The sequence below is a fragment of the Magnetococcales bacterium genome, assembly GCA_015228935.1.
In the GTDB taxonomy this organism is placed as follows: domain Bacteria; phylum Pseudomonadota; class Magnetococcia; order Magnetococcales; family DC0425bin3; genus HA3dbin3.
Map to the genome: position 1 here is coordinate 1 of JADGCO010000045.1, position 21,300 is coordinate 21,300.

The 21,300-nt window shown below is 54.3% G+C and carries 20 protein-coding genes; 16 read left to right on the forward strand and 4 right to left on the reverse strand.

All coding sequences use genetic code 11. The annotated features are described in order from the left end of the window. Positions 1-33 precede the first annotated feature (33 nt). From HQL65_11780 to HQL65_11795, 4 genes are all read right to left on the reverse strand, one after another. Positions 34-1,161, reverse strand: a complete 1,128-nt coding sequence (locus tag HQL65_11780; protein ID MBF0136912.1) for a sulfate/molybdate ABC transporter ATP-binding protein — start codon at positions 1,159-1,161, stop codon at positions 34-36. Positions 1,162-1,170: 9 nt separating this feature from the next. Continuing rightward, a complete protein-coding gene (gene cysW / locus HQL65_11785) occupies positions 1,171-2,037 on the reverse strand; it encodes a sulfate ABC transporter permease subunit CysW (GenBank protein MBF0136913.1) in 867 nt (288 codons plus the stop codon). A gap of 88 nt (positions 2,038-2,125) precedes the next feature. After that, a complete protein-coding gene (gene cysT / locus HQL65_11790) occupies positions 2,126-3,019 on the reverse strand; it encodes a sulfate ABC transporter permease subunit CysT (GenBank protein MBF0136914.1) in 894 nt (297 codons plus the stop codon). Continuing rightward, complete coding sequence (locus HQL65_11795; GenBank protein MBF0136915.1) at positions 3,016-3,972, reverse strand: sulfate ABC transporter substrate-binding protein; 957 nt, start codon at positions 3,970-3,972, stop codon at positions 3,016-3,018. The genes cysT and HQL65_11795 overlap by 4 nt, the downstream gene beginning before the upstream one ends. A 206-nt stretch (positions 3,973-4,178) precedes the next feature. Between HQL65_11795 and HQL65_11800 the strand changes: the two genes are divergently transcribed. The 16 genes from HQL65_11800 to HQL65_11875 all read left to right on the forward strand — a co-directional run bounded on the left by HQL65_11800 (position 4,179) and on the right by HQL65_11875 (position 21,265). Continuing rightward, positions 4,179-5,612 carry a YcjX family protein gene (locus tag HQL65_11800; GenBank protein MBF0136916.1) on the forward strand — a complete coding sequence of 478 codons (1,434 nt, stop codon included), beginning with the start codon at positions 4,179-4,181 and terminating at the stop codon, positions 5,610-5,612. Positions 5,613-5,734: 122 nt separating this feature from the next. Further along, complete coding sequence (locus HQL65_11805; GenBank protein MBF0136917.1) at positions 5,735-6,931, forward strand: TIGR01620 family protein; 1,197 nt, start codon at positions 5,735-5,737, stop codon at positions 6,929-6,931. 144 nt (positions 6,932-7,075) lie between these two features. Continuing rightward, on the forward strand, positions 7,076-7,576 hold the full coding sequence (locus HQL65_11810) for a rubrerythrin family protein (GenBank protein MBF0136918.1): 501 nt from the start codon (positions 7,076-7,078) through the stop codon (positions 7,574-7,576). A 177-nt stretch (positions 7,577-7,753) separates the two neighbouring features. After that, on the forward strand, positions 7,754-7,951 hold the full coding sequence (locus HQL65_11815) for a hypothetical protein (protein MBF0136919.1): 198 nt from the start codon (positions 7,754-7,756) through the stop codon (positions 7,949-7,951). 71 nt (positions 7,952-8,022) lie between these two features. Continuing rightward, positions 8,023-8,430, forward strand: a complete 408-nt coding sequence (locus HQL65_11820; protein MBF0136920.1) for a GtrA family protein — start codon at positions 8,023-8,025, stop codon at positions 8,428-8,430. Between the two features lie 92 nt (positions 8,431-8,522). Beyond that, positions 8,523-9,548 carry a hypothetical protein gene (locus HQL65_11825; GenBank protein ID MBF0136921.1) on the forward strand — a complete coding sequence of 342 codons (1,026 nt, stop codon included), beginning with the start codon at positions 8,523-8,525 and terminating at the stop codon, positions 9,546-9,548. 226 nt (positions 9,549-9,774) lie between these two features. After that, entirely contained in the window at positions 9,775-10,500 is a 726-nt protein-coding gene (locus HQL65_11830; GenBank protein ID MBF0136922.1) for a glycosyltransferase family 2 protein, read from the forward strand. Positions 10,501-10,691: 191 nt separating this feature from the next. Continuing rightward, positions 10,692-11,279 carry a hypothetical protein gene (locus tag HQL65_11835; protein MBF0136923.1) on the forward strand — a complete coding sequence of 196 codons (588 nt, stop codon included), beginning with the start codon at positions 10,692-10,694 and terminating at the stop codon, positions 11,277-11,279. Continuing rightward, positions 11,276-13,363: a hypothetical protein gene (locus HQL65_11840; protein ID MBF0136924.1), complete on the forward strand. Its 2,088-nt coding sequence runs from the start codon at positions 11,276-11,278 to the stop codon at positions 13,361-13,363. The genes HQL65_11835 and HQL65_11840 overlap by 4 nt, the downstream gene beginning before the upstream one ends. A gap of 4 nt (positions 13,364-13,367) precedes the next feature. Next, on the forward strand, positions 13,368-14,135 hold the full coding sequence (locus HQL65_11845; GenBank protein MBF0136925.1) for an HAD family hydrolase: 768 nt from the start codon (positions 13,368-13,370) through the stop codon (positions 14,133-14,135). Between the two features lie 31 nt (positions 14,136-14,166). Continuing rightward, positions 14,167-14,574, forward strand: coding sequence for a nucleotidyltransferase substrate binding protein (locus HQL65_11850; GenBank protein MBF0136926.1), 408 nt, complete (start codon positions 14,167-14,169; stop codon positions 14,572-14,574). A 4-nt stretch (positions 14,575-14,578) separates the two neighbouring features. Next, on the forward strand, positions 14,579-14,824 hold the full coding sequence (locus HQL65_11855) for a nucleotidyltransferase domain-containing protein (GenBank protein ID MBF0136927.1): 246 nt from the start codon (positions 14,579-14,581) through the stop codon (positions 14,822-14,824). A gap of 96 nt (positions 14,825-14,920) precedes the next feature. Next, positions 14,921-15,883 (forward strand): ATP-binding protein, encoded by a 963-nt coding sequence (locus tag HQL65_11860; protein ID MBF0136928.1) that lies wholly within the window; start codon positions 14,921-14,923, stop codon positions 15,881-15,883. A gap of 133 nt (positions 15,884-16,016) precedes the next feature. Beyond that, positions 16,017-17,114 carry an ATP-binding protein gene (locus HQL65_11865; GenBank protein MBF0136929.1) on the forward strand — a complete coding sequence of 366 codons (1,098 nt, stop codon included), beginning with the start codon at positions 16,017-16,019 and terminating at the stop codon, positions 17,112-17,114. Between the two features lie 733 nt (positions 17,115-17,847). Continuing rightward, complete coding sequence (locus tag HQL65_11870) at positions 17,848-19,455, forward strand: hypothetical protein (protein MBF0136930.1); 1,608 nt, start codon at positions 17,848-17,850, stop codon at positions 19,453-19,455. Between the two features lie 181 nt (positions 19,456-19,636). Next, complete coding sequence (locus HQL65_11875) at positions 19,637-21,265, forward strand: CTP synthase (GenBank protein MBF0136931.1); 1,629 nt, start codon at positions 19,637-19,639, stop codon at positions 21,263-21,265. Positions 21,266-21,300 lie beyond the last annotated feature (35 nt).

Sequence of the window (21,300 nt, forward strand, 5' to 3'; positions counted from 1 at the left end):
CAGCCCTTCCCCCTGGACCCCCATCCCAGTTTTTCAAACGTTTTGAATGGGTGGGCTGAAAATTTCCGCCCCGCCCATGACACCCAACTCCGACGCCAACACACCTTCGGAAAGATAAAGCTGTGCCCGCCGGGGCCGAACTCCGAGACGATCTCCCGAACGCAAAGAAAGTTGCTTGTGCTGGGAGCGGCTCAGTTCGGCTTCCAGAACCTGGCCTGAAATGGCTTGCAATTCAAGGCGCACAATCGGCCCCAGAATGGCCTGGTGACCCAGCAATACCGGAAACGATCCGGGCTGCCCGGGTGCCGTAAACTCCAGATCATGAGGCCGGATGAAAATGGTTCCCGGGGCATCCTGAATGGAGGCATATTCAGCAGCGGGAAGGGTCAGACCAATATCCGTTTCAGCCAAACCGTTGCGAATCCGACAGGCGAGGGTATTGACGTTGCCCAAAAACTGATAGACAAACGCCGAGGCCGGATGGTCATAAATGCGGGTGGGGGTATCCACCTGTTCAATCCGCCCCTGATTCATGACCACCACCCGATCAGCCACCTCCATGGCCTCTTCCTGGTCATGGGTGACAAACACCCCCGTAATGCCAAGGGTATCGTGCAGATTGCGCAACCAGCGTCGCAAATCCCGCCGCACCTTGGCATCCAAGGCACCAAACGGTTCGTCAAGCAGCAACAACTTCGGCTCAATGGCCAAAGCACGGGCCAGGGCCACACGCTGCCGCTGCCCACCCGACAATTGCGACGGATACCGCTCAGCCAGAAAACCAATCTGCACCAATTCCAAAAGCTGCTCCACCCGGCGGCGAATTTCCGCCTGATCAGGACGGCTGGCACGCGGTCGCGCCCGCAAACCAAAGGCAATATTTTCAAAAACCGTCAGGTGCCGAAACAGGGCATAATGCTGGAATACAAACCCCACCTGCCGTTCACGCGCACTCAACCGGGTGGCATCGGTGGTGTCAAAATGAATTTCCCCCCGATCCGGTTTTTCCAGGCCGGCGATGATCCGCAACAGGGTTGTCTTGCCCGAACCGGAAGGACCAAGCAGGGCAAGCAGTTCGCCGGTTTTAATCTTCAGGGAGACGTCGTTCAACACAATGATGCCGCCCGTGAAGGTTTTGGTGATGGAACGAATCTCAATCATGGTGGTTTCTCAATGGCCCATGGCCTGAAGTTGATCCCGATAGCGCCATTGCAAAAAGTTTTTGACGCCCAACGTCACCAGGGCCAAAATGGCCAACAGCGAGGCCACGGCAAATGCGGCGACAAATTCAAATTCGTTATAAAGAATCTCCACATGCAGCGGCATGGTGTTGGTCAGACCGCGAATATGACCGGAGATGACGGAAACCGCCCCGAACTCCCCCATGGCGCGGGCGTTGCAGAGCAGCACGCCATACATGAGACCACAACGCATGTTGGGCAAGGTCACCTTCCAGAATGTCTGCCAGCCGGAAGCCCCCAGCATCATGGCCGACTCTTCGTCATCGACTCCCTGCTCTTCCATCAGGGGAATCAGCTCCCGGGCAATAAAGGGCAGGGTGACAAACACCGTGACCAGGACCATGCCCGGAATGGCAAAAACAATCTTGATGTCATAGGGTTGCAATAAAGGGGTCAACCACCCCTGGGCACCGAACATCAGCATGAAAATCAAGCCGGCCACCACGGGCGAGACGGAAAAAGGAAGGTCGATCAAGGTCAGCAGCAGACTGCGGCCCGGAAACCGGAATTTGGTGATGGCCCAGGCCGCCGCAACACCAAAAATCAGATTGCAGGGCACGGCAATGGCAGCAATCATCAGGGTGAGACCTATGGCAGAGCGGGCATCCGGGGTGCGCAAGGCCGCAAAATAGACTGAAAATCCCTGGGACAGGGCCTCGCCAAATACAATGAACAGCGGCAGAAACAAAAATCCCCCCAGAAAAGACAGCCCCAAAGTCAAAATAAGAATACGCGCCCAGAGAGGTTCACTGAGCAGAGGAGACCGGTTGCTGAGAAACGGCAAATCCGTGGCCATGTTTCAAACCGCATCCATCCCGGGTCTATCCATTGGAAAAAGATTCATCGAGACTCCACATGAAATTTCCGTATTTTATTTCATATTTTCATGGATCGATCCGGCGACGATGCCAGACCTGCAAGGAGTTGATAATGATCAACAGCAGGAAAGAGACCACGAGCATGACCGCCGCGATGGCCGTGGCACCCGCCGTGTCGTACTGCTCAAGCTGGATGACGATCAGCAGGGGGGCGATTTCCGAAACGCCGGGTATGTTGCCGGCAATGAAAATGACCGAGCCATACTCCCCAAGTCCCCGCGCAAAGGCAAGGGCAAAACCGGTCAACATGGCCGGCAGCAGGATGGGCAGGATAATGCGCAAAAAAACCTTGGTACGACTGGCCCCCAGGGTCAGGGCCGCCTCTTCCACTTCGGAATCAAAGTCCTGAAGGACCGGTTCCACCGTGCGGACCACCAGGGGGAGGCCGATGAAAATCATGGCCACAATGATGCCCAGAGGGGTGAAAGCCACCTTGATGCCCATGGCCAGCAGCCGGGAACCGAGCCAGCCATTGGGGGAATACAACGCCGTCAGGGCAATGCCGGCCACCGCCGTCGGCAGGGCAAAGGGCAGATCAACCATGGCATCGATCAATTTTTTGCCGAAAAACCGGTACCGGACCAGAATCCAGGCCACCAACACCCCGGCCACCACGTTGATGGACGCCGCCAGCAGGGCACTCCCGAAACTCAGACGATAGGCCGCCAGGGCACGTTCACTGAAAGCCTTGGCCATGAACTCGGCCCCGGTCAATCCCGCCGCCTTGACAAATATGCCGGCCAAAGGGGCCATGACCAGCAGGGAGAGATAAAACATGGTAAAACCCAGGGTCAAGCCAAAACCGGGCAGCGTGCCGGATTTGGAAAACGACCCGGTTTGAGTGACCTGACCGGGTTGGGTCTCCGCCGACCGGGGCGTCTGGATGGACGGATCATTCATGGTGAACGTTTGGCCTGCTGGATTTGATCGAACAGCCCCCCATCGGCAAAATGGAGTGCCTGGGCCTGCGACCACCCGCCAAACATTTCCTGGATGGTAAACAGCTTCATGGCCGGAAATTGTTGGGCATGCCGGGCCAATATGACCGGATCATGCGGGCGGTAATGGTGTTTGGCCATGATTTCCTGTCCTTCCGGAGAGTACAGATAATTCAGGTAGGCTTCGGCCACCGGGCGGGTTTTGCGGGCATCCACCTGGCGATCCACGATGGCCACCGGCGGCTGGGCGAGAATGGACAGGGAGGGTCTGACAATTTCCAGGCTTCCCTGGCCCAACTTTTCCACGGCCAGAATGGCCTCGTTTTCCCAGGACAGCAACACATCCCCCATGCCGCGCTTGACGAAGGTGGTGGTCGAACCCCGGGCACCGGAATCCAAAACCGGAACCTGGGCAAACAATTGACTCATGAACGCCCTGGTTTTGGTCTGGTCGCCTCCAGACTGCTGCCAGGCCCACCCCCAGGCAGCCAGATAGTTCCAACGCGCCCCGCCCGAGGTCTTGGGATTGGGGGTAATCACCTGGATGCCCGGACGAATCAGGTCACCCCAATCCTGAATTCCCTTGGGATTGCCTTTCCGCACCACAAAGACAATCGTCGAGGTACAAGGGGTGCTGTCATGGGGCATGCGTGTCTGCCACTCCCCGGGCAAAAGCTGTCGCCCGACCAGGGCATCGATATCATAAGCGAGAGCCAGGGTTACCACATCGGCGGCCAGACCATCCATGACAGCCCGGGCCTGGGCAGCCGAACCTCCATGCGATTGACGAACGGTGACCTTCTCCCCGGTTTTGGCCTGCCAATGACGCACAAAGGCGGCATTGAATTCCTGGTACAATTCCCGTGTCGGATCGTATGAAACGTTGAGAATTTCCGTATCGGCTTGCGCCGGCATTCCTCCCGTTCCCACCCCCCCAATAAAACTCCATACCAGCGTCAGACCAAACCAGAAAAATCGTGTCATGTCCGTCCCTCTGTTTCCATTGGATGTGGGACAATTTTTGAAAAACAAAAAAAGGGGAGTTGGAGAGAGTCCTGCATGAGGTATGATGGACGCACGTAACAGGAAGACAATATCCAGCCAGGGAGCGCGACAACGACGTGGCCATTCGGTTTTTCACCCCTCCATCCTGGACCACCCTCTGGTCAGAAACCCGCAAGACGCTGGAAGATACCATTCTTTTGGCCCTGGATCAAACCGTGCGTCTGGCCGTCACCGGTCTGAATCAGAGCGGCAAGACAGTCTTCATCACGACCCTGATTCACCAATTATTGCAGGGACATCGGAGCAAACGACTCCCTCTGTTCGGGGTCATCGAATCCGGGCGTTTTCAGGGTGCCAAGGTGATCCAGCAACCCAATCTGGACATATCCACCTTTGGCTATGACCGGTTCATTCACACCCTGACCAGTTCACCGCCCGCCTGGCCCCGGGCCACGGATGGCCTGAGTGAAATTCGTCTGGCCATCCGCTATCGTCCCAGGGGCATGGTGCAGAAATATCTGCAACCCCTGGCCACACTCTATCTGGATATCATCGACTACCCCGGCGAATGGCTCCTCGATCTGCCCCTGCTGGATCTTTCATTTGCCGAATGGTCGGCGGAGATATTCCGGCTTTGCGAGCAGGAACCGCGTCTGGCCCTTGCCCGGGAGTGGCGCAACGCCCTGGCCGGCGTCAATCCGGCCACCCCGGCTGATGAGGATGGAATCCGGCAACTCAGCGCGCTTTTTACCCAATTTTTGCATCGCTGCAAGGAGCCGGAAACCGGCCTGCATTTTCTGCAACCCGGACGTTTCCTGATTCCGGGTGATTTGTTGGATACGCCGCTTCTGGCCTTCTGTCCCCTGCGCCCGCCCTCCAACAATGCCCACCTTTCCGGGTCCCTGTACGCCACCATGGAACAGCGCTATCTCCTGTATCGGGAGCGCGTGGTGCGCAGTTTCTACAAGAAACATTTTTCCCGTTTTGATCGCCAGATCGTCCTTGTGGATCCGATGCGGGCACTCAACAAGGGCCATGGCAGCTTTGTTGACATGGAAAAAACCTTGCAATCCATCCTGAGCAGTTTCAACTATGGACCATCGGGTCTGCTCAATCGGCTGTTCAAGCCGCGCATCGACAAACTTCTTTTTGCCGCATCCAAGGTGGATCATGTCGCGGCGAATCAACATCACAATCTGGAAAGATTGCTGGAACAATTGGTGGCCATCCCCACCAATGAAGCCCTGTTTCATGGCGTGCAGGTCAAGGCGATGACTCTTGCCTCGGTGCGCTGTACCCAGACGGTGGTCCAGGAACATGATGGCCGGCGGCTCTCTTTCGTCCAGGGGATACCCAAGGGCCGCAGCGATGAAATCCTGTTGTTTCCGGGTGAAATTCCGGAAACAATCCCCGATGCTGCCGATTGGGATGCCGGGCGGTTTCGGTTTCTCGAATTTGAATCACGCGGCTTGGCTGGTTCCCGTGATGGCACCTTGCCGCACATTCGTCTGGATCAGGCCATGGAATTTTTGCTGGGAGACAAGCTGTGATCGAGCCTGCCAACGAGACGTCCGGATCAGGCCAGAAAGTTTTTGCCGAGAAAGAGGCTGTGATCAAGCCTGCCAACAAGGCGTCCGGATCAGGCCAGAAAGTTTTTGCCGGGAGATAGACTGTGGTCAAACCTGCCAGTTGGTTGCCGCCCATCGAAATTCGTCCAGCCGCCCGTGCCCCCGTTCCTCCCGAGGCCGGACAGACGGAACCTGTCATCCTGGCCTCATCGACGCGCCAAGGGTCCCTGTTGTCGGACCCGGAGTCCGCGACCGTGATTCAGGGGTCCATGTCACCGGATACCGATCCTGAAGCACCGGAGGCCTCGATGCAGGCATCGGCGACAGATGACCTGAACGAAAACAGGGGCGATTCGACCAGCCGGAATGACACCTTTGCGTCACAACGACCCGCCATCCGGGAACGGTGGGGAACCCTTGCCCTCGTCCTGGCGGGAGTTTTTTTGTTGCTGGTCCTGCTGCAAAACCTGATCTTGTATCTCTGGCAGGAGATGACCGAGCGTCCATTGCTGGGCACACTCATGACGGTGCTGGCTTTGGGGGGAGTGGTATCGGCCACTCTCTGGATTGGTCGGGAGTGGTACCGTCTTGCCCGTTTGCGGGAGATGCGCAGCCTGGCGGAAGAGGCTGCCATTCTGGCCACACGCCGAAAGTTTGCCGGAGATGCCTGGGGTTTGACGCAACAGCTCGTTCCTCTTTATCAGCACGATCCGGAAGCCATGGCCGGTCTGGCACGCTTCAATCTGACCATCGACGACACCCTGGAAGATTCCCAGATATTGCGTCTGTTTGCACGCCAGGTGCTGGCCCCGGTTGATTCCCGGGCGCATCGGGTGGTCGTGCGCCATGTCTCCAGCACAACCCTGTTGACGGCCCTGAGTCCCTTTCCTCTCGTGGATGCGCTTCTCTTTCTCTGGCACAACCTGCGCATGGTACGGGAAATTGCGCAATGTTATGGCGTCCATCCCGGCACCATGGGGAGTTGGATCCTGTTGCGGGATGGATGTCAGGGATTGCTCGTGGCCGGCACCACCGATCTGCTTGCCAACCAGGTCAGCAATCTGCTGGGCAACTCCCTGGCTTCCATGCTCCTGGCCCGAGCCGGGCAAGGTATCGCCAATGGTCTTTTCACGGCCCGCATCGGCCTGCAAGCCATGCATCTCTGTCGCCCTGTGCCATTTGCCGACGAAGAACTTGCAATCATTGGTCAATGGCACAAAACCATGGCCGCATCCCTGACCCAGACCTTCCAGGGAAACGTGAGCAACAAGACACCCCGGGAGGATGCCCAACCAGGATGACGATCCAGGATGAAACGACCTGCCTGTTTTTCCGGCGGGATTGGGAACGGAGCCACACAGGGATGGCAATCCAGGATGAAACGACCTGCCTGTTTTTCCGGCGGGATTAGGAACGGAGCCACAAACGCGAAAGGAAATAAACGTATGAAGACCAAGGAAAATCTGAAGGCAGCCTTTGCCGGTGAAAGCCAGGCCAACCGCAAATATCTGGCCTTTGCCAAAAAGGCCGATCAGGATGGATATCCTGGTATTGCCGGTTTGTTCCGGGCGATTGCCGAGGCCGAAACGATCCATGCCCACACTCATTTGCGCAATCTGGGCGGCATCAACGCGACCCTGGACAACCTGAAAGAGGCCATGGCCGGAGAAGATTATGAAGTCACCCAGATGTATCCCGGCATGGTGGCCACCGCCGAGGCCGAAGGTGAAAAAAAAGCCGCCATGGGCATGCGCCAGGCGATGGAGGTTGAAAAGGTCCATCGCGATCTGTACCAACAGGCCATTGCGGCCCTGGAACAAGGCAAGGATCTGGATGCTGCCGCGTGGCATGTGTGCAGCGTCTGCGGCCATACCCACATGGGCACACCACCCGACAAATGCCCGGTGTGCGGAGCCAAACAAAGCGCCTATTCCCGGATGGCGTAATCCGCCATATTCTGGATGGCGTATCCGCAGCATCCGGGTGGTGTCATACCGGGTCGCCGTCAACAAGTTTCCAACCATGCAAAACGTATGAAAAACAGGGTTGGAAATCCAGGAGGAAGGGCCATGCCCTTCCTCGAATCCCATCCAGGTTGACCTGGATTCACTGCGTGCCACTCCATGCCAAAAAAAACCTCCAAAATCGCGCAAGAAATTTTCGATCAGGTTGCCAAGGCACGTCAGGCCCTCGACTATTTTGCCGAACAGGCCCTCGATGACCGTGGAGAGTTTCGCGACGGCACGCAAGTCCGTGCGCGTTTGAATGCGGCCAGGGCCCATGTGACCCGGGCAATTGAAAAAGCCAATGCCTTGAAATAAAATCAGGATCCAATCAATGCATCCCTGTTTTTTTTAGTTTTGTAACTGTTATTGATGAATAAAGCCTGACCATGAAACCACTCAAACGCCAATTCAACACCTTCCTGATCGTTGGCATCACGACCGTTGCCATGGACTGGCTTGTGTATCGTCTGCTCCTCTGGAGCGGCATGCCGGTGGCACCGGCCAAGACCATCAGCTTTCTTGCCGGGGCCACCTTTGCCTTTTATGCCAATCGCTCCTGGACATTTCAATCAAGACAAAAAGGAATCGTGGTCCTGTCACGCTTTACCGGTGTCTATCTGGCCACATTGATTGTCAATGTTTTGGTCAATTCGATGCTTTTATATGTGATCGGACCGGGTGAAATCGGCAAAATCGTGGCCTTCCTGGGAGCCACGACCCTTTCTGCCACATTGAATTTTATCGGCATGAAATTTTTGGTCTTTGCCAACCAAAGTCCCGAGCCGGACGGTTGATGAATACACTTCTTTCCACCCGACCATCGGATTGTCATTGTGTTGCCTTCGCGTTGCCTCACCGGTTTGACAAACCTGCCTGGAAATAAAATATGTCTTCATATTCAGTACTGACAACCCAGACCAAATCAATCCGGGGCGATTTTTTCAAGATGGTGCCCCTGTTGTTTTTTTGTTTTTTATTGCTGTTTCTGAACATGTTTGAAGATACCAGTCACCGCCTTGGTGGTGTCGTTGATGCCCAAACCACAATTCTTGACCAGATGAATGTTCGGACCATTTCTTCCCATATATCCGGACTTGAAGAAAGAAAAAAGCTGCGTTGGCTTTATAAATCAATTGAATTCAACATATACAAAAAAATTGACCATACCCTGGGCAACAAGGCCGTGCGCTTGGCATTTGATTTACATTATTCCTTGCACCTGCTGGCATCACTTGTTTTTTGTATCCTGATCAGCCTGCATGGCCAGTCCAGACCCGGATTTGACCAGGTCGTGGTTGCCGTCTCTGCTTATCTGTTGATTTATTATTATGTTTTCAGCATCGACGGTTACCGGGAAAATTACACCTACATTGAACTGACAGCCATCAGCATGGCCCTTTATGCCAGTCTGGAAAAAAAGATAGCCTTGTTTTTGTTCGCCGTTTTTTTGGGTGTTGCCAATCGTGAAACCGGGATCGTCATGGGACTCATATATCCCCTGCTCAATTGGCAAAAAGAATCCGCAAAAAAAATGGTTTTTTTCATCCTGTTCGGCCCCCTGCTGCTTGTCACGCTCAACCTTGATTTGTTCATGCAAAAAAATTTTTACAATCTGGCCTTGTTCATCAGCAAGGAAACATCCTCAGGCCCGAGCCTGTTTCATCTATCCAGCATTCCACCTGGAACCGGAATCATCATGGCACTCAAATACGGGGTCTTTTTTGCGCCCCTATCAATTTTTTTGCCCGGATTGCTGAGATCGGATACCGGAAAAAAATGGATATTGATTTTCTTGTTGTATGTTGCCGTGATCGCACTGGGCAGTTATCTGGGTAATTATTTCCTGCTCAATCTGTTGATTCCTTTTTATATTTACGGGGTCGGCCTGACCTTGAATAATGCAGAAAGGTAACTATTCAGCTTCCCCAAAAAAATAACGTTTGAAAAACTGGGATGGAGGTCCAGGAGGAAGGGCTATGCCCTTCCTCCTGGCGGGTTTTGGGGCGGAGCCCCAACAAAGTCTTTCATATCAACCCTTTTTTTGCAATGGTTCCGGATAGATACGCAGAAAGTAGATTTTCTGACGGCGCAAGGCCAATGGTTCCGTAATTTTCAACAGCCAACAGGAAATGGACAACATGATCCGCTACTCGCTGGTGATTCCCTGCTACAATGAAGCGGCCAACCTGCCCCTGTTGATTGATCGCTGCCAAAAACACCTGACCCGACCCGATCTGGAGGTGATTCTGGTGGACAATGGCTCGACGGATGACTCTCCCAACCTGTTGCAACGCTTGCCGGGTGATGGGGGCCTGATTCGGTCGATCCGGGTTCCGGTCAATCAGGGATACGGCTTCGGAATCCTGTCCGGTCTGCGGGCCGCCAAGGGAGAGATTCTGGCCTGGACCCATGCAGACCTGCAAACCGATCCGGCGGATATTCTCAGGGCACTCGATCTTTATGCCCGGGAAGCAAATCCTGAACGCCTGTTCGTCAAGGGCCGCCGTTCCGGGCGTCCTTGGGGGGATGTCGTGTTTACCCTGGGCATGAGCCTTTTTGAAACCCTGTTGTTGCGGCATCTGTTCTGGGACATCAACGCCCAGCCGACCCTTTTTTCCCGTGCGCATTTTCAAACCTGGGTGGATCCTCCCCACGATTTTTCCCTGGATCTCTACGCCTATCATCAGGCCAGAACCGCCGGCTTGCAAATCCGGCGCTTTCCTGTCATCTTCGGCAAGCGGGCGCACGGCATTTCGCACTGGAATATCAACTGGCGCAGCAAGGTCAAATTCATCAAACGCACCGTCGCCTTCAGTCTGCAATTGCGACAGCGTATTCGGGTCAGTCAAACTGTTCCCAGATAAAAAGCCTGGAGAACAGGTCGGCCACAGTAATTCCAGATATGAAGCCAGGGGCACAGGCTGGTCACAGGGATTCCAGGTATAAAGCCAGGGGCACAGGCTGGTCACAGTAACTCCAGGTGAAAAGCCTGGGGAATGGGCTGCCGGTTTGGGAATCCTGGAAAAATCAACCGGGTCAGGGAAGGCACAAAAGCATGATTCTGGTCCAGCATCGGATCAACACCCGGGCCGGGTTGCAGCAGGTTCCGCCCCGGTACGGCATCGAAATGGATATCCGCTCCCAGGGGAGCCATCTGGTTTTGCACCACGATCCCTTTCAACCTGGCGAGGCCCTGACCGATTGGATCCAGGATTATCGCCATGCCCTCCTGATTCTCAACGTCAAGGAGGAGGGGTTGGAAGAGCCGGTGCTGGCCATCATGCGGGAACGCAACATTGATAATTTTTTCTTTCTGGATCAATCATTTCCTTTTTTGATGCGGACGGTGCGCCGGGGGGAGCGTCGCTGTGCGGCCCGGGTCTCGGAATTTGAATCCGTTGCTACGGCTCTCTCTCTGGCGGGTCAGATCGATTGGGTCTGGGTAGACTGTTTTACCCGTTTCCCCCTGGATCGGACGGATTATCACCGCTTGCGGGAGGCCGGTTTGCGTCTATGCCTGGTCTCCCCGGAGTTGCAGGGACGCACGGACACGCAGGAAATCATGCAAATGCGCACTCTTTTGGATCATAACGGCATGTTCATGGATGCTGTCTGCACCAAATATCCTGACCGCTGGCAATGACCATCACCCCCCTCTTTCGCCACCCTTTTTTTCTGGTCGGGATGGGTTTGCGCCTGTTGTTGATCTTTTGGGCAGAACCGTGGGTCCAATCCCACTGGTTCGTTCCCTTCCTACAGGAATTTTTGCGCCATCCAACCCTCAACCCCTGGACAACGCATCTGCTCCAGGGGGGAGATGGCATGGCCTTTCCCTATGGATTGGTCATGTTTCTGGTCTATCTTCCGGGTGTGGCCCTTGGCACGCTCCTGGATCATCTCTGGCAGATGACCGTTTTTTCTCATTGGGGATTTGCCCTCACCAATCTGGGGGTTGATCTGGCCATCCTGTTTCTGTTGTTGCGTATTCTGGAAATCAGTGAAAGAAAAATACTGCTCTTTTACTGGCTCTCTCCCATCGTACTCTATGTCGGTTACTGGTACGGACAGACCGACCTGGTGCCACTGGCCTTGTTGATGGCGGCATTCCTGGCTTTGCATCACAATCGTTTTCAACTGGTTGCAATCTGTCTGGCCATGAGCATTTCCGCCAAGCTCAGTTTTATCGTGGCGGTTCCCTTCTTTCTCTTCTTTTTCATCAACAATCGCCGTTATGCTGCGGTGCGCTCCCGGTTCATGACCATCCTGGGAGTTGCGCTGGTCCTGCTCAATCTGCCCCTGCTCACCTCCAGCGGGGGCATGGAAATGATCCTGAACAACCGCGAAATGGCCAAGCCGTACTGGGTACGCATTTCCGTATCGGCAGAGGCGGATCTGTTTGTGGCTCCCCTGGTCTATCTGCTCGTTTTGTTTCATATCTGGCGGCAGGGACGCATGAACCGGGAGATGCTGTTTTTTGCCACGGGTCTTGGCTTCATGAATCTGGTCACCCTGACCCCCTCGTCGGTGGGATGGTTTGTCTGGATCGTGCCGTTTCTGGTGGCCTGTCATGGCCAGGTCAGGGGGTGGCGGATCGACCTTTTGAGTCTTGTTTATTCAATTCTTTTTCTGATACTGGCCCCCATCAATGCCCCCGGAGCCTCTCTGCCCTGGTTGCAGATTGATTTTTCATCTCTGGGACCCGCCGTTCGGCACCTGCTGGGTGAGCGGGGGGTCAGTCTCATCCAGACCGGCCTGACCGGCGTGGGGGCGATTCTGGGCTGGTGGATGTTTGCGCGGGGGATCGTGCGCGACACCTACTCCCGCCTGACCCGCAAGCCCCTGGTCATCGGTATCTCCGGGGATTCCGGCAGTGGCAAGGATTATCTGGCCCACGCCATGGCCCATCTCTTTGGCAACGTGTCGGTGGTGGAAATATCCGGAGATGATTACCATCTCTGGGACCGCTACGCCCCCATGTGGAAGGCGTTGACCCACCTGAACCCCAAGGCCAACGACCTGAAAAAATTTCACCACGATCTGGAATCCCTGGTGGAGGGACATATCGTGCTGTGTCGGCGGTATGATCACAAAACCGGGCGCTTTTCACCTTTGACCCGGGTAGAAGGGCGGGATGTCGTCATTGCGTCTGGATTGCATGCCCTGCATCTGCCGGAGCTTTTGGATCTCATGGATGTGCGGGTGTTTCTGGACATGGACGAGGGGTTGCGCCGTCATCTGAAAATTCAGCGCGATGTTCACAAGCGGGGGCGGTCATTCCAGGAAACCCTGGCTTCGCTGGAAAAACGTCAGCCGGATCGGGAGCGGTTCATTCTGCCGCAGGCCCGGCATGCCGATATCACTTTTCGTCTGCAACCCATTCTGCCCCTGCCCTCGGCAGATGATGCCGACTCGGCAACCTCCACCCGCCTGATCAAACTGGGCGTCACCTTGCAACGCAGCCCGTTTTATGAAGATTTATTGCGTGTCCTGATCGGTTTGCTGGGCCTGTTCCTGGAATCCGAACACGATCCGGAAACGGGTCTTTATCATCTGACCATCGAGGGACGTCCCCTGGGCACGGAAATCCAGATGGCTGCCCGGCTGCTCATTCCGCAACTGGATGATTTGACCGGACTGGAACCCCAATGGCACGATGGCATGACCGGTTTGATGCAATTGATTGTTCTGCTCCATGCCGTTTATGTACTGAAGAAAGACAGGTCATAAAAACATGTCCCTGAAGGAAATCAACTCCCATCCGTTCGCCCAGCCACCCAGGGCGGTCATTTTCGACACCGACAACACCCTGTATGCCTATCGACCGGCCCATGAAAAAGGGATGGCGGTGGTGCGCGACAAGGCCTGTCGCATGTTCGGTCTGACCCCTGACAGCTTTGACGCGCATTTTGCCAGGGCACGCCAGGAGGTCAAGGAGCGTCTGGGCGAGGTGGCTTCCAGTCACAGCCGTCTGCTCTATTTTCAACGATTCATCGAGCTGGTCGGTTTCCGGACGCAGATCATTGCCTCCCTCGATCTGGCCCAGACCTATTGGAGTACTTTTTTGATGACCAGCCGGCTCTTTCCGGATGTGGAAGAGTTTCTCCTGGATTTGACCCGGGCCGGTATTCTGCGGGCGGTGGTCACCGATCTGAATACCGAAATTCAGTTTCGCAAGCTGGTCTATTTCGGCCTGGACAACCGGTTTGATTTCATCATCACCTCGGAAGAGGCCGGTCGGGACAAACCCGATCCGTTGCCTTTCCAACTGGCCCTTGCCAAACTGGATCTCCGTCCCGAAGAGACCTGGATGATCGGGGATCATCTGCAAAAAGACATTCAGGGTGCCCGGTCATTGGGGATGGTCACGTTGCAAAAACGGCATGCCGGGGTGGAGGTTGGCCAGGGAAGTGCCCAGGCGGATGTGATTTTTGATCATTTCGGTGAGTTGCGGGAATTTTTCGGTCTCCTCCAGCAAAAGCGCTGGGCCAAAACCGGTTGAACAGGAAAAGCAGGATATGAGTTCTGGCAATATGGACCAACTCGACCTGACACCACTGGAAAACGCCGTCCAACGACTTGACGAAGGGTTGGCCCGCCACCAGCGCGACACGACCGACACACTGATACGTGACGGTCTGATTCAAAGATTTGAATTTGTTTATGAAATCAGCCATAAAATCCTGAGACGCCACCTGGAAAGGATCTCTCCCTCCCCGGAACAATTCGCTGGCATGGCCTTCGCTGACCTCATTCGTACCGGCAACGAGCATGGCCTGCTGCTGGGGGATTGGGGGGACTGGAAGAGTTATCGGGAAAGACGTGGGAAAGCCAGTCATACCTATAACGAAGAGATGGCCAATGACGTTGTCCAGCACATTCCTGCCTTCCTGAAAGAAGTCCGTCACCTTCTGAATCAGCTACAAGCAAAGAATATTTGACGCCATGGCTGAAACCGAAAAACCCCTGCTCGATATCCGCCCGGACCACCTGCAAATCGTGCAGAATATCCTGAAAAAACATGTGCCTGACCTGGAGGTTTGGGCGTTTGGTTCCCGTGTCAAATGGACAGCCAAACCCTACTCGGATCTGGATTTGTGCGTCATATCCGATACGGCACTGGATGTTTCGGTGCTGGCTGAACTGAAGGATGATTTTTCTGAATCCGACCTGCCAAAGCAAAAAAATTGACTTCCGACATATTTTCCTCCAGTATTCACCAGTATGTGGTCAGGCCTTGGGCATGCCTGTTTTTTTTGTTTCGTTTTCTTTTTTGGAATCCATGATATGGGCTTTTCGACACCCGCCAGCACCTGCCCGTTTGTCGCCGGTGGCATGATTACCGATCCCCGCCTTTTTGTCGGGCGCGAGAGCGAATTGCATTTTTTGTCGAGCCGCATGACCGGTGCCCAGGTGACCAGCGTGAATGTGTATGGTCCCCGGCGAACCGGAAAATCCTCTCTTGTGTATCATTTTTATTCCACTTGGCCAGAGATGGTTGCAGATCCGGGTAATTATGCTGTGGCCTTTCTGGACCTGAAAAACGACCCATGCCACACGTCTCCGGAATTTTATCAAAAGTTGGCGACAGCCTTGCGGGATTTGCCGACTGTGCGTGGACGACCCGATTTGGCCGACCCCTTGCGAAATATCCGGAAATATGGAGATTTCGAGTCAGCCTTGCAGGCATGGAAAGTTCAGAAGGTTCGGCCCGTTTTTTGTCTGGATGAGTTTCAAGTGATCACCTCATCTGCCGAGTTTACCAACGATTTCTACAATGGTCTGCGCGCCTTGTTGAATCGCAGCCTGCTCATGTTGGTGTTGGTTACCCATGATCCCTTGGGCAGGTTGCGGCAGAAAGACAATTCCACTTCGCCGTTTTTTAACCTGGGTCTTCATATTCAATTGGGTGATTTGAAGGATGATGAGGTCAAAAAGCTGCTGGCTCTTCCCTCTCCTGGTGCAGATGCCGATTCTTCCCCTTGTTTGACCACCGACGAACAAAATCTTGCCCGGCAATGGGCAGGGAATCACCCCTACGCCTTGGCCTTGGCCGCCAAAACTCTTTTTCATCTCCGACATGCGGGAAGCATGGAAAAGGCTCGGCAATCCTTTGTTCGGGAAATCAGCAATGTTTCCAGCATGAGTGCATGGTGGCGTATCTCTCATTTGCCAATATTGAACGAAATATTTTTATTGATGAAACGGGTTGGAACGTCTGCCTTTCCTGCTGGCAATGCCTCAAAATAAATTTCCGCACTTTCCATGAATTTTGGGTCTGTTTTTTATTTAAAAATTATATTTGATGTTTAATTATGAAAGTGCGTTACGTCAAGATTGAATCTTTCAGGAGACAGACATAACATGTCATGGGAATCTTGCGATGCCTCATAATGCACAAAGAGTCCCATGCCCGTTCGTGCCTGGAGGCATGATTGCTGATCAGAAACATCATACCTCGCAAATTTTTGTCGGACGCCAAAGCGAGTTGGAAACCTTGCTGGCCTGTATGACCAGAAACCCGCCAACCAGTGTGAACGTCCATGGTCCCCAGAGAATTGGCAAATCGTCTCTCGCTGGTCAGTTTTGCTCCATCTGGTCAAAACATTTTTCAGATCAAGATAAAAATAATTATGCCGTCGCCTTTCTGAACCTGCTCAAATGCGTGACAGTTACTGATTTTTATAGAGAAATTGCGAAAGTTCTGTTGGATCTTCCAGAAGTGCATGCCCGGCCAGGGCTGGCCGCACCTTTGCAAAATGTCCAGGATTATGACAGCTTTGAAGCCGCCCTGGTGGCATGGAAAAAACAACAGGTGCGACCCGTCCTTTGTCTCGACGAGTTCAATCACCTGGGCGACATTCCTTCGGAATTCACGAATAATTTTTTCAAAAATTTGCGTTTATTGGTGGATGGCGGCCTTGTCATGCTGGTGATGGTCACCAGAAAACCCCTGGGCAGGATACAAAAATCACTCAAACTTTCTTTTCATTTCTTTAACCTCGGGCAACATATTGAATTAAGGAAATTTACTAACGATGAGGTCAGGGAACTACTGACTCTCCCTTGTTTGAATGCAAAGGCTGGATCTGCCCCTTGTTTGACAAAAGCCGAGCAAGATATTGCCCGGAAATGGGCCGGGAATCACCCTTTCGCCTTGGCACTGGCCGCAAGCTTTCTTTGTCAATATCGACACACTGAAGGTGCCCAGGAAGCTCGTCATAAATTTAACTATGAAATTAATAACAATATCAGCCTGGGTTGGTGGTGGCGTATATGCAACTTACCCATATCAGGTGAAGCACCCGATATGCTCAATAATCTTGCAATGTTTATATTTAATATCGGCAATCAAGCGTCTAATATCGGGAAAACTATTTTTGGGCTTGGCGTAATCATCGTTATTTTACTGATCCTGATAGGAATTATCCCCGCAAGGGAGTTTTATGTCGAATTTATTAAGCCAATCTTCGTTAAATAAGACACATCCCTCCTTCTTCTCCCTCCCCTGGTTGAAAGAGTGCGGGCGTATTCTCTATTGGAGTTTCTTCAAGCCCTTCACTTTCAACAAATGGTTGAAAGATATTCATCCATATCTTAAACACGATGACAATCCATTCAAGTTCAAAAAGGAATTTGCTTCCAATCCAGGCTTGCGTACTTATGCTTGGCAAGTTTGGTGGATTTCCTTGCTGGCTCCTTTGCTGTTGACCCTTGTTTTTGGAATTGTATGGCCAGGACGCTTTGATTGGGAAAAAACTGTCATGTTTTTACTCGGCTGGTCTCTTGGTCTTCTGATTTTACGCATCAATAAATCGGTCATTCAGTTCTTTATCGCGGCACTTGTTTTAGTTTTTTTGACCATATCAATTGGGAAATATTCTGATATTTTGCCATTTAATGATATATTTTTTCAATATAAAAGAATTATCGTTTACTTAAATAATATAGAATATATAAAACCTCCGCTTAAGAACGCAGCCACCATCGCGTCAGGCGTCGCGTTCGGCGTCGCGGGAGGCGTCGCGGTAGGCGTCGCGGTAGGCGTCGCGGGAGGCGTCGCGGGAGGCGTCGCGGGAGGCGTCGCGGTAGGCGTCGCATGTATTATAGGTGTATTACGAATACCGTTTTGGATCCCGGAATGCCTTTTGCTTCTTGGACTTAAAGGATTTATTGGAAATAAGGACCCGTTACGTACCCTGAAATGGGCACCCTTGTGGGGCGATCAAGTCATTTATCTTCCTCTGCCATTCATGGATGGCATCATCCTGGCTGCCTACCGGCAAGAACCCCAGCAAGCCATCACTTTCCTGGAATATTTGACGACTTCGACCAATCAACAAAAACGGGCGGCACGGGTCATGGAACGGGTCGCTCTGGAAGAAGCGGGACGGCGACGCAACAGCCATGACATTGCCTTCATGGCGGAATCCCTGCAATGGCTGCCCCAACCCTATCCAAAAGAGTTTGGCAGCTACCTGCCCCAAATGCTGGAGATTGCCCAGGGGGTCCGTGCATCCCTGGAGGCATCCTCTGCCCATCGAAGGATGGAGTTGTTGCAATCACCCATTGCCCAATTGGGCCGGTTGAAAAACACCCTCACCCTGGAAAAAAAAGCCAGGCGGGCAACGGCCTGGGGCGGAGTCGCCAACCATTGGCAAGGGATCCTGGAAACCGCCCACCGCTCCCTGGCGGAAGAGGCGAAAAAATCCGGGGAAATTCCCAACCCCTATGTGGCGGGGCAACCCCTGAATCCCGAGGAGTCCCAAAGCCGCTTCAAGGGCCGCCGCGATCTGTTTCGCCGCATGGAAGAGTTGGCCCTGGCCTCCCAGGCCCCGATCCTGTTGTTACTGGGAGGCCGTCGCACCGGCAAAAGCTCCAGCCTCAACTTTTTGCCGGAAAAAATGGGACCCGAGTGGATCCCCCTCGTGGTGGATGGCCAGGGACTCTCCCTCTCGACCTCCATTCCCGGTGTCGTCGAAGGGTTGATCAAAGCCATCCTGGAGAGTGCCCGCCGCAACCGCAACCTCCAGCTTCCAACCCCGGACAGGGAACAGGTGCAGAAAGACCCCTTCCCGGCCTTTCTGCACTGGATGGAACAGGCTGAAAAGAGCGTCGCGCCAGAGAAAAAATTTCTTCTCTGCCTGGATGAATTCGAACGCCTGGGGCAGGTGGTGGAGCGCAACCATGGTGACCCAGGTCTGCTCAACTTTTTGCGCCACGTTGCGCAAAAACGGCGGCACTGGGTGGTGCTGTTCAGTGGTGTCCACCCCCTGGAGGATCTCCCCCCCTACTGGTCCGATTGCCTCATCAACTCCCAAACCATCCACATCAGCTTTCTGCAAACGGATGAGGCACGGGAGTTGATCCAACAACCCATCGATCAATTCCCGGATATCTACACACAAGAGGCCGTGGAGGCACTGCTCCACATCACCCGCTGCCATCCCTATCTCGTGCAACTCCTCTGCTCCCTGTTGGTCGAGCGGCTGAATGCCACCCGACAGACCCGGGTGACGGCAGCCCAGGTGACAGCAGACCAGGTGACAGCAGCCCAGGTGACAGCAGCAGACGTGGCCGCCGTGGCTCCCTTGGCCTTTGACCGGGGCATGGGATATTTCGACGAATGGTGGCGCACCACCTTGCATGACGATGAACGAAAAATTCTGGAAACAATTCATCGCCAGGAACCGGTGGGTGACGGGAAAAACCCGGCACTGCGCCGCCTGTTGCGCTTGGAAGTTATTGAAAAAAAAGATGGGCAGTATAAATTCCAGGTCCCGCTCCTGGAACAGTACGTGGCGCTCCAGTTGGGGGAGTGACATTTTCCGCAGCCTCTGCATCTTCGGTGCAAAGCATCGTGACGGAGGGGGAGAGTCCTGCTAGTATGGGGGGATTGGATTGGGCTGTTCCCTTCACCTGCCGGCGAGAGGTCAAAAATCGCCTGCCGGCCTGGCACGGAACCTGATCCCGGCTGCAATGCAAAAAAGTGGGTAGAGACGCATGGCAAAATTTGTCTTTGTGACGGGCGGTGTGATGTCTTCCCTGGGCAAGGGATTGGCCGCCGCCTCCCTGGGCTGCCTGTTGCAGGCCCGCGGCTACAAGGTCACGATCCAAAAGCTGGATCCCTATATCAACGTGGATCCGGGCACCATGAGTCCCTACCAGCATGGCGAGGTGTTCGTCACCGACGATGGCGCGGAAACCGACCTGGATCTGGGACACTATGAACGCTTCCTCGGGGTTCCCATGAGCCAGGGGAACAATTTTACCACAGGCCGGATCTATCAAAGAGTCATCCGCAAGGAACGCCGGGGTGACTATCTCGGTTCGACCGTGCAGGTCATCCCCCACGTCACCGACGCCATCAAGGATGCCATCGGCAGCATTGCCGGGGATTTTGATCTGGTCATCGTCGAAATCGGCGGCACGGTCGGCGATATCGAATCCCTCCCGTTCCTCGAAGCCATCCGCCAGATGCGCATCGACCTGGGACGGGATCGCACCCTCTTCGTCCACCTGACCCTGGTCCCGTTCATCCATACCGCCGGAGAACACAAAACCAAACCCACCCAACACTCGGTCAAGGAGCTGCGGGCCATCGGCATCCAGCCGGACCTTCTCCTCTGCCGCAGTGACCGGGAAATTCCCCTCAACGAAAAAAAGAAAATCGCCCTGTTCTGCAATGTGGATCAGGATGCCGTCATCTCCTGCGTGGATCAGGATACCATCTACAAAGTCCCCTTCGCCCTCTATCGGGAAGGGTTTGGCCGCAAAATTCTCTCCCTGCTCAACATGCCCAACCGGGAACCCGACCTGACCGAATGGGAAGAGGTCCTGGAAAAGGTCATCAATCCGCAATTCAAGTTGACCGTCGGCATCGTGGGCAAATATCTGGAATTGAAGGATGCCTACAAATCCATCGTCGAGGCCCTGCACCACGGCGGCATCGCCAACGATTGCCGGGTCACCCTGCGCTGGGTGGATGCGGAATCGTTGCAGGACAACACCGTCGAAGCCCAGTTGCACGGCGTGAATGCCATCCTGGTCCCGGGCGGGTTCGGGGAACGGGGTACCGAAGGAAAAATTCTGGCCATCCGCTTTTCCCGGGAACAAAAACTGCCCTACCTCGGCATCTGTCTGGGCATGCAGATGGCCGTGGTGGAATATGCCCGGCACGTCCTGGGTCTGACAGGAGCCAACTCCACGGAGTTCGATCCCAACACACCCCATCCGGTGGTGGCCCTGCTGACCGAATGGGTCGATGGCGAACAAATCCAGAAACGCGAACGCAGCCACGACAAAGGCGGAACCATGCGCCTGGGTACCTATCCATGCCGTTTGCGGGAAGGGAGTCTCGCCGCCCGCACCTATGGCACACCGGATATTTCCGAACGCCATCGCCACCGGTTTGAAATCAATGTCAACTACCGGCAACAGTTGGAACAGGCGGGCCTGATCTTTTCCGGCGTCAGCCCGGACGAACGCTTGATGGAAATCGTGGAGTTGCCCGGTCATCCCTTTTTTGTGGCCTGCCAGTTTCATCCGGAATTCAAGTCACGGCCACGCCAGCCCCACCCCCTGTTTGCCGCCTTTGTGCGGGCCGGACTGGAAACCAAGAATGACCGCTGAGCCGCTGTTCCTGACCACCACCCCCGCGCCAACCA

Coding starts and splice junctions, on each gene's coding strand:
- HQL65_11780 (MBF0136912.1), bottom strand. CDS start 1,161: ATGATTGAGATTCGTTCCATCACCAAAACCTTCACGGGCGGCATCATT.
- cysW (MBF0136913.1), bottom strand. CDS start 2,037: ATGGCCACGGATTTGCCGTTTCTCAGCAACCGGTCTCCTCTGCTCAGT.
- cysT (MBF0136914.1), bottom strand. CDS start 3,019: ATGAATGATCCGTCCATCCAGACGCCCCGGTCGGCGGAGACCCAACCC.
- HQL65_11795 (MBF0136915.1), bottom strand. CDS start 3,972: ATGCCGGCGCAAGCCGATACGGAAATTCTCAACGTTTCATACGATCCG.
- HQL65_11810 (MBF0136918.1), top strand. CDS start 7,076: ATGAAGACCAAGGAAAATCTGAAGGCAGCCTTTGCCGGTGAAAGCCAG.
- HQL65_11815 (MBF0136919.1), top strand. CDS start 7,754: ATGCCAAAAAAAACCTCCAAAATCGCGCAAGAAATTTTCGATCAGGTT.
- HQL65_11820 (MBF0136920.1), top strand. CDS start 8,023: ATGAAACCACTCAAACGCCAATTCAACACCTTCCTGATCGTTGGCATC.
- HQL65_11825 (MBF0136921.1), top strand. CDS start 8,523: ATGTCTTCATATTCAGTACTGACAACCCAGACCAAATCAATCCGGGGC.
- HQL65_11830 (MBF0136922.1), top strand. CDS start 9,775: ATGATCCGCTACTCGCTGGTGATTCCCTGCTACAATGAAGCGGCCAAC.
- HQL65_11835 (MBF0136923.1), top strand. CDS start 10,692: ATGATTCTGGTCCAGCATCGGATCAACACCCGGGCCGGGTTGCAGCAG.
- HQL65_11840 (MBF0136924.1), top strand. CDS start 11,276: ATGACCATCACCCCCCTCTTTCGCCACCCTTTTTTTCTGGTCGGGATG.
- HQL65_11845 (MBF0136925.1), top strand. CDS start 13,368: ATGTCCCTGAAGGAAATCAACTCCCATCCGTTCGCCCAGCCACCCAGG.
- HQL65_11850 (MBF0136926.1), top strand. CDS start 14,167: ATGGACCAACTCGACCTGACACCACTGGAAAACGCCGTCCAACGACTT.
- HQL65_11855 (MBF0136927.1), top strand. CDS start 14,579: ATGGCTGAAACCGAAAAACCCCTGCTCGATATCCGCCCGGACCACCTG.
- HQL65_11860 (MBF0136928.1), top strand. CDS start 14,921: ATGGGCTTTTCGACACCCGCCAGCACCTGCCCGTTTGTCGCCGGTGGC.
- HQL65_11865 (MBF0136929.1), top strand. CDS start 16,017: ATGCCTCATAATGCACAAAGAGTCCCATGCCCGTTCGTGCCTGGAGGC.
- HQL65_11875 (MBF0136931.1), top strand. CDS start 19,637: ATGGCAAAATTTGTCTTTGTGACGGGCGGTGTGATGTCTTCCCTGGGC.